The organism is Streptomyces sp. NPDC015032, assembly GCF_043080425.1.
Classification (GTDB): Bacteria; Actinomycetota; Actinomycetes; order Streptomycetales; family Streptomycetaceae; genus Streptomyces.
In genome coordinates this window covers 24,705-37,596 of sequence record NZ_JBIBVN010000040.1, presented here as the reverse complement: position 1 = coordinate 37,596, position 12,892 = coordinate 24,705, and the positions used below count along the sequence as shown (strand labels likewise).

Here is a 12,892-nt window from a genome sequence, read left to right as displayed (position 1 = left end):
TGCGGTGTGTGCCGGGGCCACCCGACGGATTTGCTGGAACAGATCGGCCGCCGGGGGGCCTTCAAGTCAGCGGTGGCGAGTCGTGGGTGCGGGAAGTTGGCCGGCTGCGGGCGGTGGCGTTGTTGCCGGGGGCGGCTTCTGCGGGGCGCGCGCGGCTTGATTGCGGGCGAAGAGGACTTGGTGGGCGGCGCGCAACAGCGAGTCCGCCGTGTTCGCGAGCTGGGAGACCGGCTCGGCGTCTTCGCCCCCGCTGTTCAGATGCCGGGAGCAGGCGATGACCGTCCTGACGACAACCTCGCGAGTGAGTGGCAACAGGCCCTCGGCCGGACCGGCGACCGCGGTCAGTATCTCGGCGACCTCTGTGGCGCTCTCGGCGCGGGAGGCCCGTTCGGAGAGCTGGGCCAGATACCGCAGAGCCGATTCGCGTTCACCGTCGGGCGTGGCCAACGCGTTCAGCGCGGGGTCGAGGTGCACGCTGTGGCCGGCGGCGAGGAGGGCATGCGAGGCAGCGGTCGCCTTCAGGCGCTGCTGCTCGACGGTAAGTCTGTGGGGCAGACGGTGGTAGTCCCGGCCGGCGCCAGGTGCGTTGAGGAAGCCGCCGGCTCGCTGGAGGATGTCTGCCGCCCGCCCGTTGCCACCGATGGCGACGACCAGCTCGGTGCGGGGGTCCTTGGTGATGGTGATGTAGTCCTGGACGAAGAAGTCCGGCTCGGCGCTGGCTTTCATCGGGACCGTGGGACCGCGGGCCGGGTGACGGCCGGGGTCGGACGTGCCGTCGGCGCGGAGGTCTTGGGCGGGATTCGGCCCGACGGGTGCTGGATGGTGGTGGTGATGCCGTGCGTTGCGAGCTGCGGGCCGATCTCGCGCACGGCACGGGCCTGGGTAGTGGTGTCGTCGCCGCTCAGCCGATAGGCGCCGGCACCGTCAAGGACGAAGCCGTTGGCCGCCAGGACAGTGCCGGCATCCGCGCCGACAGCGAAGGCGGCGAGACTTCCGTCCGGCTGCCAGGTGAGGACGACCTGGTCCGCCTGGGAGGGCTGCACATTCTCGATGGCCTTGTAGCGGACCTGGGCGAGCGAGGTTTCGTAGCGGGACAGCAGGTAGCCGGTGATCTGCTCGACGGCCTGGAACGGGTCGTCGCTCAGAGCGATGCCGTTCGGTTCGCGTATCCCCCGGTATGCCTCGTCTGGCAGGTTGCGGGGGGCGATGGCGGCGATGAGGAATCCGTCTGGGTCGTCGTGCCGGTCGATGACGACGAGCTGGGCTCCGTCCGGCCGGGAGAGGACGACCGCCTGCTGCAGCGGGTGCTCGGCCAGGGACTCGGCGACGAGGTCCAGGTCCCAGATCCGGTCGGTCAGCTCGGCGAGGTCGTCCTTGGCTTCCGGCGAGAGGCGGGTGGTGCTCCAGGCTCCGGGGAGCTCGCCCGCGAGGATGTCGGCGTACGAGGCGAGGCGCTCGGTGTTTTCGTGGTTGTGCATGGTGTCTGTCCTTGGGCGAGGTAAGGGTCAGCGGCGCAGCCCGGCGGCCACCGGGGGCGGCGGGGCCGGCATCGTGCGCGGCGGGGGAGGGCAGGTGCACACGGTGGAGCGCTCGCGTTCGGTTGCGGGGACCTCTTCGGCACAGACGCTGCGACCGGGGTGTGGGGCGTGCCGGTCCGCGAGGTCGTTGCGCGTGTGGGCGAGGTCAGTGCGGATGATGCGCAGGTACTCATCGGCGAGGTAGCGCAGCCGCCGGGCGGCGTGGGGGTCGGCTGCGTCACCGAGGCCCTCGTGGAACTCGGCCGTGGCGGTGAGGATTTCGCCGAGACCGGCGAGGATGCCGTCGTGGGCGGCGGTCAGCTCGGTGAGGGCGTCGGCTGCCTCGTCGGTCGTGGTGGCTTCACGGATCCGCTCGGCGAGGTGGGTAATGGGGGCGCCCAGCGGCGGGTAACTGGGCCACAGCGAGTCGGTGTCGAGTTCCTTGTCGCAGTCGACGCGGTATCCGGCGGACCGAAGGCGGGCGACTGCTTCTGTGGCGAGGCGGGCTTCCTCGGGGCGGGCGAGGCCGGTGGGGGCGCGGTGGTAGGTCTCGTGGACGCGGACGACCGGGACGAATCCGGTGCGCTGGAGGACGCTGTGGGCCTCGGGGTCTCCTCCGCGGGCAAGAAGTTCATCGGAGTGCGGGTCGTGGCGGATGTTCAGGAAGCGGTCGGCAACGGACAGAGGCGTGTCTCCTACGGTGATCGGTGGGCCGAGCGCTTCGCAGCGGGCGGCGCAGCGGCTACACGGGGAAGGGCCGCAGCTCTCAACTGGGCTGCCGTGGTGTCGAGGTCTTGTTGGACGGAGTGGAGCCGACGGACGACCAGCTCCAGGCGAAGCAGCATGGCGTCATCGGCGGCACCCGGCCGCCGTGCGATCTGGTGAGTGGTGTGCTCGACGAGGTCGCGCACCGTGGCCAGTGGCCCGGCCTGCTCATCGGCGAGCTGCGACAGAATGGTCGCCAGCTGTGCCGAGGCAGTGGGTACGGGACGGACACCGGTCTGATGAGTGGGTTGCACTGGGGTGAGGCGCAGGTCCTGCTCGATGCGGCGGGCTTCGTCCGGCAGGCGCCGTAGGGCATTGGCAGGCTGGGTGTTCCACGTGCCGTCGAGGCGGATCAGGTTGGCGATCAGGTCGAGGCGTCCGGGCTGGGCCTGGACGGCGATCCACCGGCATCCTCTTTCGTCGCCCGGGACCTCGATGCCGGCGGCGCGGGCGAGCCGGTGAGCGGCTTCGGCCCATTCGGGGCCGGTCAGCTCACGGTCGTCGGGGTGGAGCCGGATGTCGAGGTGGAAGATCGCGTGCCGGTCGTCCTCCGGGCCGGCGGCGAACGGGTGCTCCATGTAGGGGTCTTCGAGGTGCTCTGCCCACTGGACGGACGTCCAGACCTTCTGCTCGTCGTCCGACGTGTAGTAGTCGAGGCCCGGCCAGTGGGCGACGATTGTGTGGTCGGTCAGTCCCTCGTCCGCTGACACCGGGCGGCCCAGCGCCTCGGCGAGAGGGCCGTGCGGGGTGTGGGCGCGAATGTGGAGGCGGGGGATCACGTCTGAGTGCTTCCGGAGACGGTGACACTCGTGAGGAGGGGCAGGACATGGACGGGGCGGAGCACGGGGAGGGTCACCGGCCGCTCCGGACATCGGCTATGTGCACCAGTTGGTTGAGGGCGGTGACGGTGTACCACCCGCAGTCGACCAGCGAGTCGTGCCCGGCATACTTCGGCAGCAGGCGGTCCTCCATGGCACGCAGGTAGATCAGGCAGTCCGGGCAGCGGCGCGAGAGGTGCACGAGGTAGCGGGGGTGGGCGGTGACGTACGTCTGCGCGCCTCCGGTGGCATCGCGCAGCCGCCATCCGTCCTCGTCGGTCGGGGTGTGCCAGGACGGGGCGACGATGCGCATCGCATCACCCCACAGCTCCCCGCCGGTAACCCCTTTGAGGACGATGACCTGTTCACCGGCCTGGAAGTGCTGATGGGTGATGTCCCGCGAGGGGGTGAGCGGGTCGTGTGCCGGAGTCGGCGGAGGCGTCCAGGGCTGCGGAATCATGCGGGTCCTTCCACACGGAGCGGGTAGCGGCGGGAGGATCAATAGTCCGGAGGATCGCCGGTTTGGCTAACCGGCGATCACCCGCTATGTTCCGCCTCCGTCAGCGGAACGGATTCTCCGTCCCGCGGTCGCCCTCGCCTGCGGCATCGAGGAGTTCGAGCAGGTCAGTGCCCTCGGCCTCACGCTGATCGATCCACCAACCGGCGCGGGCAATGGAGCGGGCCTTCTCCTCCAGCTCCGCCCAGTCCGCCTCGTCCCAGGACCCCTCGACCACCAGCGCGGTGTGCGCAGCCGTCATCAGCTGGTGGCGGGACCGCTCGCCCCAGGCCAGAGCCCGCTCCGGCCCCTCCAGCGGCGGCATATCGAACTTCTCGGCCCACTCGGCGGCGGCCTGCTGCTCCTCGGCGCGCTTGGCGGCGAGCCACTTCTCCTTGGACTCCGTGTCGGCGTCACGTGACGCCTTCCAGCAGGCGGTGCAGTCCCTGCCTGCGAGCCATCGGGCGAAGCCGGCGCGGCGGTCGGCGGGACGGTCGGACAGATCATGGACGATCGAGTCACCACAAAGGTGCTCGACGGTCCATTTCGTGCGGACGGCCATGGTGAATCTCCGTACAGAATAAGGGGGTTGGAATGCCTGCTCAGGCGTAGCGGCAGCGGTGCCGGTCGCGGCGGACGGCGCCCTGGTCGGGACGGGCGAGGAGCAGGACGGTGAGAGCGAAGGCGGCACCGGCCGCAGGGAGTGCGGCGAGGGCGAGCGCGTGATCGGCGAGGCGTCCGGCGAGTGCGGTGCCGGCCGCTTGCCCGACGCCGATCGAGCAGATCAGCCACGCGTACGCCTCGCTGGTCCGGCCCGCGGGTGTGAGGGCGTCGGTGGCCACATACGCGCAGGCGACGACCACAGTGAGGAACGCACCGGGCAGGGCGACCGCCGCGATGGCCGCGTACGGGGCGTGAAGCACGAGCAGCGGCAGCCACCCGGCGAGGAACGCGGCACTGCTGAGGACGAGTTGGCGTGTGGTGGAGCAGGGCCAGGTACGACGGCCGTAGACCAGGCCGCCGAGGAAGCTGCCGGCCGAGAACGCGGCGGGCAGCAGCCCCGAGAGCATCTGTCGCCCGTGGGTATCGGACATGGCGACGGCGAGGGCGTTCAGGGCCCCGATCGCGCATCCGACACCGGCCAGTGCGACGAACAGCGAAGCGAGTGGCGGGCTGGCCAGCCGCCGTGTCGTACCTGTGCCACTGGTGGTCGGCGTGGGGCGCCAGCGGCGGGACGGCGGCGCGGTCGCGACGACGAGTGTGCCGGCCAGACCGAGGGTGGCGGTGACGGCGAGCGCGGTAGCAGGGTTGTACGTGGAGGAAAGGGCGGCGACGAGGAGGGGGCCGACGATGTACAGCAGACCTTGTGTGCCTGTGTCCAGGGAGAGAGCGGCGTGCCGCAGCCGCAGGTCGGGCAGGATGCTGGGCCACAGTGCCCGCAGCCCGGCTTCCAGCGGCGGAGCGGTCAGTCCGGCGACGACGACGATGGCCGTGGCGGATGCCGGTCCACCGTGGGGCGCGGCGAGCGGCAGAACGATCAGCAGGCTGGAGTTGAGGGCCGCGGCTGGCAGGTGCACGGCGCTTTGCCCGTAGCGGTCCATCATGCGTCCCTTGACCGGCTGGGACAGCGCGGAGGCGAGTCCGTACAGGGCGGAGAGCAGGCCGCCGAGGGCGATGCCGCGGCCGGCCGCGAGGGTCCACAGGACGATGGCCACCGGTGCCATGCCATTGGGCAGTCGGCCGATGAGGGTGCCGCCCAGGAGGCGGGCGACGTATGGGCTGCCCAGCACCGCGCCGTAGATGATGCGCGGTGGTGAGACAGTCGCAGCGGTTGGGGACAACGAGAGCTTTCTGGGGAACAGGGGCTGCTAGGGACGGCGCGCGGTTGCTGTGGAGTGCTGCGGCGGTGCAGGCGGGGGCGTCGTCTCCAGGGCAGGCCGCGGGCGGATACGGGGCGGCTTCGGAACGCGGTGCGGCGGCAGGACCGCGACGGTCGCGCCGAGGTCCTCTGCGGCGTCCTGGACCTCACGGGCGAGGAATTCGAGCTGCCTGCCAAGGGCGTCGAGCCGGGCACCGAGGCGCTGACCCTGAACGGACTCCAGGGCGTGGGAGAACCTGGCTGCTTCGTACAGGAGTTGATGCAGGTGTGTCATGGGGCCGCTGCCGCGTCCCTGGTCGGTGGCAGTGAGCAGGGCCTCGGACACGTCACCCGCGCAGTGTGCCTCGGTGACGTCGCGGAGCAGCTCCTGGACGGGTATCTCCGCAGCCATTTCGGGGCGGTCGAACCTGGACGTGCCCTCAGCCCGGAGAACGCCGGGCGGCACCGGCCGGGGGAGTGTCTTGCCGGCGACGTACTCGTTGTCGTACCGGCCGATGACGCTCCACCCTGGCGCATCCGGATCCCCGGTCAGGGCGATCACCTCGGAGAGGTCCTCCTCGGCCAGGTAGGCGAGGGTGATGCGGCGGCCGTCAGCCGCGTACCAGGACTCGATCAGATCCAGCGCCCCTCGGGTCCGCGCCACCCGGGCCCTTTCCGTCCACTCCTGTGCCTCGTCGGCGGTGAATTCGGGTCCGGGCTTGTGGTGCAGGTCGGCGAGGTGGGCGGCGATGGCGCCGTTCTCTGCCCAGTGAGCGAGGTGCGCCCAAACCGTCTGCGCCTCACGCTCGGCGGGCTGGCCGGCGGCGCGCAGGATCTCCATGTGCGACGTGGCGAGAGAGTCAAGCATGTCGCGCCACGCCTGGGTGTGCGCGGTGGGCGGCATCGCGTCGAGGGCTGTGCGGGCCGCTCCCAGCAGGGGGCCGGCGGAGTCGGCGAGGTCGAGCCGGTATCCGTCGAGAGCTGACCGGGTGCGGCGGGTGCGGATCGCGGCTGCTTCCTGGGGGCGGACGATGCGCCCGTGCCGGTCGCGGACGGCGTCGAGGGCCGTCTCGGTCTCCCGGTCCAGGAGCGCCATTCTTAGCCGGAAGTCACCGCACTTGGCGCCGAGTTCGTGGATGTGTTGCGGGTCGGGGACGGCAGGGATCGGGGTCTCCTGGCTGGGGTCAGCGGCATGCTGCTCGGGTCGGGCATGCCTGGGCGGCCATAGCGGGCGGGCGGCCCGGTCCCGAGAGCCGGTCGGGTGGGGCGAGGCGCGTATCGAGGCCCGGGTCGAGGCGTACGGGGTAGCGGGCGGTGACCAACATCTGTGCGGCCCAGGTCGACTGTTCGTTCTCCCAGTCGTGTCCCATGTCGAGTGGGAGCCGGATCGAGCGGCCGTTCAGCGACGGTAGGGAGAGGAAGCCGGCTCGGAGCAGGATGTGTCCGGCGAAGGCATCGAAGGCGCCGTCGACCTCGACGTGGCCATCTTTCGCTCGGGCGATGCGGATCGGCTTCGGAGAGGGGTTCATCGGCCGTGTCCGGCAGGGGCGGACGCGAGGTGGACGGTGGGCGCGTAGGCGGGTTTCGGCGGGGCCGGGCGTGCGGAGGGCGGCGAGGTCGTCGGCGCGGTACTGCGCTGGGGCGATCGGCCGGAGGCAGCCTGGGCGATCCGCTTGCGGCGCTCGGTGAGTCCGTTCGGCCGGCCCGGGGGGTTGGCGGGGGCGTAGGCGATGTCGGTGTCGACGTGTACGGCGTAGCCCTGCGCGCGCAGGTCCTGGGCGGCCTGGCGGGTTCGGCGCGGGCCGTCGCGCTCGGGTTCGGTGAGCTGGTACAGGCTCGGCTCACCGGGGACGGCCTCGAACTGGACACGGGTGAGGAACCAGTCGGCGAGGTGAGCGGGAAGCGAGGAGTTGAAGCCGGCGACGTAGCCATGCTGGGGGTGGCTGCCGAAGACGAAGTGGATGTCGGGGTCCAAAGAGGAAGAATCTCCTTCCAGTAGAGGTGTAGCGGGTCAGCGGCGAGTGCCGGGGGCGTTTCGGGCCGGTGCCGGTGGAAGCGCACGCGGGGAGACGATGGTCCGGCCCGTCTCGGTGGCGGGCGGCTCACTGTTGGGCACGGAGCGGCGAGCCAGGTCGATGAGGCTCTCGCCGCCTTCGGCGAGCCACCAGGCCACCTGATCGGTGCGAGGGGCCACGGCGGTCTTGGTGCCGGCCCGGGCCCCAGCGGCAATGACGTCTTCCACCCGCTGGAGGACAGCAGCCTCGTGCTCGCTCTGCGTGGCCAGGGCGCGCACCGCGGCGGTGACCTGCGGCGCCGTCGTGGTGAAGCGGGCGAAGGCGTCGATGAGATCCTTCGGCAGCGGCTCGGAGACTGCGCCCGACTCGTAGGTCTGGAGTGTCCGGTCCAGGTCCTCCTCCAGCGAGTTGACCTGGCAGTGGAGCACGGCCCGTGTGTAGGCAGGCAGCAGACGGGAGTTGATCTGCCAGGCGGCGGAGGCCGGCATCGGCTGCACGGTCACGCTTGCGGGCGGGGCGACGAGTCCGTCGGGATGCAGGTTGATGGGGTGGAGTGCGCCGACGTGATACAGGTCGTACTGCGGGTCGCGGATGATGGCGAGTTCGGCCCCGTCGCCACGCCGAAGCACGGCCGCCCACCGCACACGGCGCTGCTCCAGCGTGGCAGCCATGGACGGGCTCCACATGCAGGCGGCAAGGTCTCCCTGCCAGACGCGCATCGCGTAGCTCTCGACCCCTACGCTCCACTGGCCTGGCAGGTGGTCGGCCAGGTCGCGGGCGAAGTCGCCGATGTAGGTTTCACTGCTCGGTGTGATCTTGATCTGGCTGATCTCGGCGACTACGCCGAGGGTGAGCAGGACCTCGCGGGTGCGGTCGAGATCCGTCAGCGGGATGGCGCGGTTGCCGTCGCCGGACTTCTCGAATCCTGCGGTGTCCAACGTGGTGTGCGCCCAGCGCCAGTTGTCGCCGTCGACGAGTGCGACGATGCCATCGCGGGAGCTGCTGAACAGGGTGATTTCACAGGAGGAATATCCGGCGACGCCGCCACTTGATGTGCTTCTACCTGACGTGGCCAGTCGGGCGAACTCGGTGAGGTCCACAGGGCGGCTCCTTCGGCGGGGATGTGTGGCGTGCGCCTGGGGCCGCGGGAGCGGTCGTAAGTGTTGCGGAAGGTTGGGCAAATGCCACGGTGTTCCAGGCGGCGGGGTCGCTGAAGTCGGTGCAGGGGTCGGAGTCCCAGTTGAAGACGGTGCCGGATGGGGCGTACTGCACGGGGATCACTTCAAGGCCCTGGGGGCGCAGGACGTATCCCCAGGCCATGTCCTGGTCGGCGGCGGTCGTCTCGGTGACCGTCATGCGGATCGGCGGGGAGCCGTCCAGGGGCATCAGGGTGTCCATCGTGCGGCTGGGCCACCGGTCCCCGCATGTAAGGGCGGCGACGGTATCGGGCGGGGCTCCGTCGAGGAGATCGGAGCCCAGTTCCTCCCAGCCGACGGCAACGTCGTCCACGAGGTGCTGCGTCATGGCGTCCAGGTCCCGGCCAAAGCGGTACTGAAACGCGGCGAGCAGCAGGGGCAGTTTCGAGTCGGGCACGCCGTCGAGATGGACGTATACGCCGGTGTACCCGGTCGGGGTGGGGCGGGCAATGAAGGAACGGGTCGACAGGTGAAGCCTCCTCCATGGGGTGTGGCTAGCGGCCGGGGGGCAGACCGGCCGGCGGCGGGGCGGGCGGAGCCGGGGGAAGACTCGGGGGTGTTTTCGGGGCTGGCCGTGGTGCGGGCGCGGGGTCGTACTCGTTGCGCAGGGCGGTGAGATCGGCCTCGTCGGCGAGGGCGAGCACGGACAGGCTGCGGCTGGCCGCTTCCAGCAGCGTCTTGGGCGGAGTCCCCTGTTCCGCACCTCGGCGGCGGTTGCCCCACTGTGCGATGGACAGGAGGAGGTCGCTCACCGTGCTCAGCGCGGGCTGGGCGGCTTCCAGGAGGTGCTGGGTGATGGCGCTGACCTCGGCGGGGGTCCGCGCTGCGGTGAGCGCCGCAAGATACGGGGCCGCGTCCGGTGCCGGCAGGGGCTCCGAGGGCAGCGGGTGCTCGGCGAGGAACGGCTCGGCATCGCAGCGGGCCCAGCGCAGCAGGTCGTCGCGTGTGGCGGTACCGAAGTGCGCGGCTGCGATCTGCTCGGAGGTCAGGCCGACGTTGTCGTACAGCTCGAAGTCGGGGTGCATGTCAGGCTCTAGACGGCGGTGCTCGGGCCGGCCGCTGCGGCGTCGGTGCGGCGGCAGCCGTAGCCGAGCAGGGCCGACGGGTCCGGCGTGCTGGGGACAGCGGCGACGTCCGAGCAGGTGAAGCGGTAGGTGAAGGCCGGGCGCGGGCTGGTGCCGAGCCATGCCCGATCGTGCTTCTCCGGCATGATCCGCAGACCCGGAGTGGTGGACGCGTCGTGCTGGGCGTGCGTGTGGGAGAACACGACGAGCGTTCCGGCCGACGTCTTCAGCGCGTAGGCGTCGGGATACTCGGGCTTTTCGGCTGTGAATCGGGTGGTGCCGCGAGTCCCGAACTTGTTCACGCTCTGGTGGACCTTGACCTGCTGCTCGGATGCCTTCGTCGGGGCGAACACCTTCCTGCCTGTCTGCTCGCCCCCGGTGGCGAAGTTGTCGCCGACGGCCGCGCGCATCACATCGACCGGGGCTGCGAGCTTGGTGGAGGCCGGATCGACGGCAGTGGCGTAGCCGTCCTGGTCGAGCACGATCTGCGGGAGCTGCTGCGGATCGTCGATGTCGACGGTCGAAACCATCTCCCACTTCTTGGTCTTCGTGTCCTCGGCCAGGACCAGGACACGGGCGTACTGCTGTGAGCTGCCGGCGCGGGTGATGGCGGCAAACCACTTCTGCTTCCCAGCTGCGAGGCGCGGGATGTAGAGGTCGGTCTGGGGCACGTCGTATGACCAGGCACGGAACGGCTTCCGGTCGGCCTTCGGGAGTCCCTCGTCCTCCTTGAGGTCGGCCAGCGACATCGCGTATCGCGGGCCGCCCTCAATGGTGTCGAGGAGCGCGCGGTCCTTCGCGGCGTACGCGAGGTTGTTCGTCGTCGAGTAGTGGGTGATGGCATCGCGGGCTTCGGCCGGGGTGAGAGCCGGGGCCAGCTTCGCAGGGGTGGCTGCGCTGGGCGACCGCCTCTTCTCGTTGGTGTCGGGGCTGTCGCTGTCCGTGCTGCAGGCGGTGGCGGCCAGGGCGATGCAGAGAGTGGCGGTGATCAGTGGAAGGGTGCGTCGAACGGAACGGATGTGGGCTCCATACGTTGGGGGGAAGGACTGAGTCGCGGGACGGTTGGCCTACTGGTGGCGGGCACCTGCGGATGTGCGGGTGGCCGAGGGGGAGGCCGGCTGCGCGGTTGTGGAGGACGGCGGAGCGGCGCGTGTTGTGCTGTGTCGGCGGAGGTTCACGCCGAGGCCCAGGGGGGCGAGCTTCTGGGTCAGGGCTTGGACGCGCAGGGCGCGGCCGACCTCGCCGTACGCGGCGGGCAGGAGGAATGCCGCCTGGTGGGGGTGGTACTGGAAGCCGTGGGCGAACAGCGCCATGCGGATGTCCGGTGGCACGCTCTCGTACGGCACACCGAGGGCTCCGTCGTCGTAGTAGGTCAGGGTGAGGACCTGGGGTACCTGTGGTGGGGCGGGCCGGTGTGGGGGATCGGGCTGTTCCGCCGCGTTGTGGAGTACCTCGTGCAGGGCCTGCTCGTACCGGGGCAGCAACCGGCGGGTGACGCGGGGAGCGGCCCGCACGGGGTCGCTGGGGACGGCGATTCCGTTGGGCTCCTCGACCTCGTAGAAGTGGTGGGGCTTGAGGCCGTCGCTGGCGGGTTGGAGTGCGGCGACGACGAACTGGTGGGAGTACCGGGGCCGGTGGGTGACGTAGAGCCGCTCACCTTCGGGGCCGCGGAGGATGGCCTCGTGGGGGAGGACGTACGTGCTGACGACGTAGTCGACGTGCCCTGAGTCCCAGAGCTGATTGGTCGTGCGGTATTGGTCCTTGTACGCGGCATGGCGCTGGTACGTGCTGGTCCAGGGCCCGGGCAGGCGGGCGGCCAGACCGGTGGCAAAGGCGGACAGGTCGGTGCGTGACGTGGGCATGGGCTCCTGATGGCGTTCGGGGGGATCGGACGGCAGCGTCAGCGCCTGTGCCCGCTGGTTGGAAGAGCACGCAGGGGAAGCCGTGGCGCGCGGGCCGGGGTTGCCGCCGGCCGGTGTGGTGGCGGGGGAGCGGTGAGTGCTCGCATCCGGTCCTCGGCCACGTGCAGGGTCTCCACGAGGTTCCGGAGCTCGGCAGCCGCGTCGGCGAGGTCATATCCCAGGTCGAACCCGTCGTCCTCCGCGGCTTCCTTGGCCCTCTCGCCCGCCGCTTCGAGCAGCTCCCCTACCCGCTCCAGCAGGCCGTCGGTCGGCTCCAGGATCTGGCCCAGCAACGCCGCAGCCTCCGCGTACGACTCGGTTCCGTTGAGCCGGTCGGTGAGGGCGAGGACCGCGTCGCCGTAGACGTACGTGGTGGAGCCGCCCACGCCAGCGGCCGGGCCAAGGAGGGCGCCCGCAGTCCGGGCAACGCCGGCGTGGCCCAAAGGCTCTGGTGCGCGGGGATGCGGGGCTGTGGACATGAGGGGAAGCCCGGTAGGCGAGGGTGGAGCGGGAAGCAGCCCGAGTTGGCTGAGCCGCTTATCGATCGCCTCGATCAGCAACGGGGCGCTGCCGCCGTTGCGTACCTCGGGACGTGCAGGGGCATGGGGGTCGGTCGCGGGCACCGAGTCGTAGACCAGCTCGAACAACACCTGGTCGTCCGGGTGTTGACGGGTGACCGACCATCCCTCCGGATCCCCCGGCGGACGGCTGGAAGGTGGCTCCTGCGGCGGAGAAATGATCAGGTAGCTGTCGTCGGGGAGCGCTACATGCACCACGTACGCACTCAGGCCGAACTCGATGTCGCACTCCAGTCCGCGCTGGCGCAGCGGGGTGGTGATGTTCGCGTGGCGGCGCCACAACTCCTGCCACCAGGCGGTGCTCGTGTTGCGGTGGTCAGGGAGCGGTGCGAGCGGTGAAGCACTGGCCTCGGCGTGGCGCCCTTCGTTGCGGAAGGTGACCGTGTCGTCCTCGCTGTCAGCGGCCACGGATGCTCCCACGCGAGATGGAACCCGGGCGTGTCGGCGGGAGTTGGCGTGCGGGACGGGGCGGCTGAACCGAGAGGCGGGAGGGGCCGAAGTCGAAGTCGTACTCGTCGTATGCGTCGAGCAGGCCCTGCTCCATCTGAGTCTCTCGGTCGGTGAACTGGTCCATGAGGTCGTCGTGCTCGGCTTGGCACTGCAGGTACTCGGCCCAGTCGGCGTCGCTGAAGTTGGCGGGGCGGTTCAGAGGACTCCCTAGAGGTGGGTTGTCGGCGCGGGCTA

At 70.5% G+C, this 12,892-nt stretch carries 16 protein-coding genes; all 16 read right to left on the bottom strand.

What is annotated here, in order from left to right; all coding sequences use genetic code 11:
- Nucleotides 1–66: 66 nt before the first annotated feature.
- The 16 genes from ACF08M_RS34665 to ACF08M_RS34590 all read right to left on the bottom strand — a co-directional run bounded on the left by ACF08M_RS34665 (nt 67) and on the right by ACF08M_RS34590 (nt 12,782).
- Complete coding sequence (locus ACF08M_RS34665) at nt 67–726, bottom strand: hypothetical protein (protein WP_392189244.1); 660 nt, start codon at nt 724–726, stop codon at nt 67–69.
- Entirely contained in the window at nt 723–1,478 is a 756-nt protein-coding gene (locus tag ACF08M_RS34660; RefSeq protein WP_392189243.1) for a hypothetical protein, read from the bottom strand. Before ACF08M_RS34660 ends, ACF08M_RS34665 begins: the two co-directional genes overlap by 4 nt.
- Nucleotides 1,479–2,212: 734 nt before the next feature.
- A complete protein-coding gene (locus ACF08M_RS34655; protein ID WP_392189242.1) occupies nt 2,213–3,061 on the bottom strand; it encodes a relaxase/mobilization nuclease in 849 nt (282 codons plus the stop codon).
- A gap of 73 nt (nt 3,062–3,134) precedes the next feature.
- Nucleotides 3,135–3,560, bottom strand: a complete 426-nt coding sequence (locus ACF08M_RS34650; RefSeq protein WP_392189241.1) for a hypothetical protein — start codon at nt 3,558–3,560, stop codon at nt 3,135–3,137.
- A 100-nt stretch (nt 3,561–3,660) separates the two neighbouring features.
- Entirely contained in the window at nt 3,661–4,158 is a 498-nt protein-coding gene (locus ACF08M_RS34645) for a hypothetical protein (RefSeq protein ID WP_392189240.1), read from the bottom strand.
- A gap of 40 nt (nt 4,159–4,198) precedes the next feature.
- Nucleotides 4,199–5,437: an MFS transporter gene (locus tag ACF08M_RS34640; protein ID WP_392189239.1), complete on the bottom strand. Its 1,239-nt coding sequence runs from the start codon at nt 5,435–5,437 to the stop codon at nt 4,199–4,201.
- Between the two features lie 27 nt (nt 5,438–5,464).
- The gene (locus tag ACF08M_RS34635; protein ID WP_392189238.1) at nt 5,465–6,550 is read right to left on the bottom strand and encodes a hypothetical protein; all 1,086 of its coding nucleotides are present in this window, start codon (nt 6,548–6,550) and stop codon (nt 5,465–5,467) included.
- 88 nt (nt 6,551–6,638) lie between these two features.
- Complete coding sequence (locus tag ACF08M_RS34630; RefSeq protein WP_392189237.1) at nt 6,639–6,983, bottom strand: hypothetical protein; 345 nt, start codon at nt 6,981–6,983, stop codon at nt 6,639–6,641.
- Nucleotides 6,980–7,429, bottom strand: coding sequence for a hypothetical protein (locus ACF08M_RS34625; RefSeq protein WP_392189236.1), 450 nt, complete (start codon nt 7,427–7,429; stop codon nt 6,980–6,982). Before ACF08M_RS34625 ends, ACF08M_RS34630 begins: the two co-directional genes overlap by 4 nt.
- Before the next feature lie 36 nt (nt 7,430–7,465).
- Complete coding sequence (locus tag ACF08M_RS34620; RefSeq protein ID WP_392189235.1) at nt 7,466–8,569, bottom strand: hypothetical protein; 1,104 nt, start codon at nt 8,567–8,569, stop codon at nt 7,466–7,468.
- On the bottom strand, nt 8,529–9,062 hold the full coding sequence (locus tag ACF08M_RS34615) for a hypothetical protein (protein ID WP_392189234.1): 534 nt from the start codon (nt 9,060–9,062) through the stop codon (nt 8,529–8,531). The genes ACF08M_RS34620 and ACF08M_RS34615 overlap by 41 nt, the downstream gene beginning before the upstream one ends.
- 97 nt (nt 9,063–9,159) lie before the next feature.
- Nucleotides 9,160–9,690 carry a hypothetical protein gene (locus ACF08M_RS34610; RefSeq protein ID WP_392189233.1) on the bottom strand — a complete coding sequence of 177 codons (531 nt, stop codon included), beginning with the start codon at nt 9,688–9,690 and terminating at the stop codon, nt 9,160–9,162.
- Between the two features lie 8 nt (nt 9,691–9,698).
- On the bottom strand, nt 9,699–10,478 hold the full coding sequence (locus tag ACF08M_RS34605) for a hypothetical protein (protein WP_392189232.1): 780 nt from the start codon (nt 10,476–10,478) through the stop codon (nt 9,699–9,701).
- A gap of 318 nt (nt 10,479–10,796) precedes the next feature.
- Nucleotides 10,797–11,591, bottom strand: a complete 795-nt coding sequence (locus ACF08M_RS34600; RefSeq protein WP_392189231.1) for a hypothetical protein — start codon at nt 11,589–11,591, stop codon at nt 10,797–10,799.
- Nucleotides 11,592–11,629: 38 nt separating this feature from the next.
- Complete coding sequence (locus ACF08M_RS34595) at nt 11,630–12,616, bottom strand: hypothetical protein (protein ID WP_392189230.1); 987 nt, start codon at nt 12,614–12,616, stop codon at nt 11,630–11,632.
- Nucleotides 12,606–12,782 (bottom strand): hypothetical protein, encoded by a 177-nt coding sequence (locus ACF08M_RS34590; protein WP_392189229.1) that lies wholly within the window; start codon nt 12,780–12,782, stop codon nt 12,606–12,608. The genes ACF08M_RS34595 and ACF08M_RS34590 overlap by 11 nt, the downstream gene beginning before the upstream one ends.
- Between the last annotated feature and the right edge of the window lie 110 nt (nt 12,783–12,892).